At 56.5% G+C, this 1,195-nt stretch carries 3 protein-coding genes; all 3 read right to left on the bottom strand.

The genetic code is table 11. From position 1 onward, the window contains the following. Positions 1–42: 42 nt before the first annotated feature. A complete protein-coding gene (locus tag NCT32_RS32130) occupies positions 43–279 on the bottom strand; it encodes a hypothetical protein (protein ID WP_250491227.1) in 237 nt (78 codons plus the stop codon). Continuing rightward, positions 266–418 carry a hypothetical protein gene (locus NCT32_RS32125; RefSeq protein ID WP_250491226.1) on the bottom strand — a complete coding sequence of 51 codons (153 nt, stop codon included), beginning with the start codon at positions 416–418 and terminating at the stop codon, positions 266–268. Before NCT32_RS32125 ends, NCT32_RS32130 begins: the two co-directional genes overlap by 14 nt. Before the next feature lie 267 nt (positions 419–685). Continuing rightward, complete coding sequence (locus NCT32_RS32120; protein ID WP_250491225.1) at positions 686–1,054, bottom strand: hypothetical protein; 369 nt, start codon at positions 1,052–1,054, stop codon at positions 686–688. Positions 1,055–1,195: the final 141 nt, after the last annotated feature.

The following is a 1,195-nucleotide window of genomic DNA, read 5'->3' as shown; positions in this document are numbered from 1 at the left end:
CATTGGTCGGGGCTTTTCTATTTGTGGCTCGCGGTTCAGAGGCTACTTGTAGCGCACGACGTACCACAAACGCCACCTCAGGACGAAAAACGTGACCTTGAGGAAAGGCATGAGGAGGCCGGTTGCCCAAAAAATAATGAACGCGCCTGAGCCGATCAGCACTTGAGTCAACCCGCTCTTTGGCAGATAGGCACAGACCCACATCACGAAGAGAGACGCCATGGCGATGATGAGGCGTCGCGCAAAAAAAGGCAGTGCCATGAATTTAGCGTACATCATCGGCTCCGTTGGCTTGGCGGAACAGAGCGCGATGAAACAAATAAGCCGCCTCGCAAGCAGCCAGCGCGGCGGCCACGAGAATCCACATGCGCACGCCGCGCGTCCAGTCCAGTTGCGTCAGGTTATTGAGAATGTTCATAAAGCGTCTCATTGGTCGTTGATCAGGATGTGCATCGGCTACACTTAGAACTCATCTTGCCATCAGAGCGCCGAAGTCAAGCCACAGCGCGAGTTAGCCCGGTAGCGATACTGTCACCATGTTGCGAGCAAGTCGCTTGATCCGGGCCGCTCGTTGGCTTAGATGGAGTTTCTAAGTTCTTCAGCTGGGCGCGAACCCGACTGCGGGGCAGTCGGGGAGACGCGATATCTACGATAAAAGCGGTGACCGGTGCCGGGCGACAGTCAGCTAGAAATTAGAAAACTGATCGCCGATCTCATCGTAGTTGAAACGATCAAGCTGTGCCGGCACATCTTGATCAGCTGCGCGAGAAGGTGCTGCCGAATGCGCCGCAACAGTCGAGATGGACGATGCAGGAAGAGCAGAGACTTTAGTAGCCGAGAGCGCTTCGACCGGCTGTTCCGCATAGGCTGGCAACCGTTCGCGTTTGCCGGCACCGACTAACTCGCGCCCGCCGATCACGGCCCGTGCTGTGTCGCTCGCAAGTGATCGGAGCACGGCCGCGCGCAATCGTGGATTATGTTCATCCAGACGCTGATAGAGCTCAGGGTAGAGAGCCTCGTCCACCGTCACCTTGATCAGCATCTTTCTTGTCATGCTGCCACCCCGAGCTTACGCTCACGCGCTAGCGTCGATTCGCCGATGATCAGAAAGCCCTTCGCGTTCGCAAAGCACGGCGCATCCATCAACTGAACCCGATTCTTTGGAAACGCTTCCCGAACTGCCGACTCGTAAAGA

This window comes from Caballeronia sp. INML2 (assembly GCF_023631365.1).
GTDB lineage: Bacteria > Pseudomonadota > Gammaproteobacteria > Burkholderiales > Burkholderiaceae > Caballeronia > Caballeronia turbans.
This window is presented reverse-complemented; position numbering and strand designations above follow the sequence as displayed.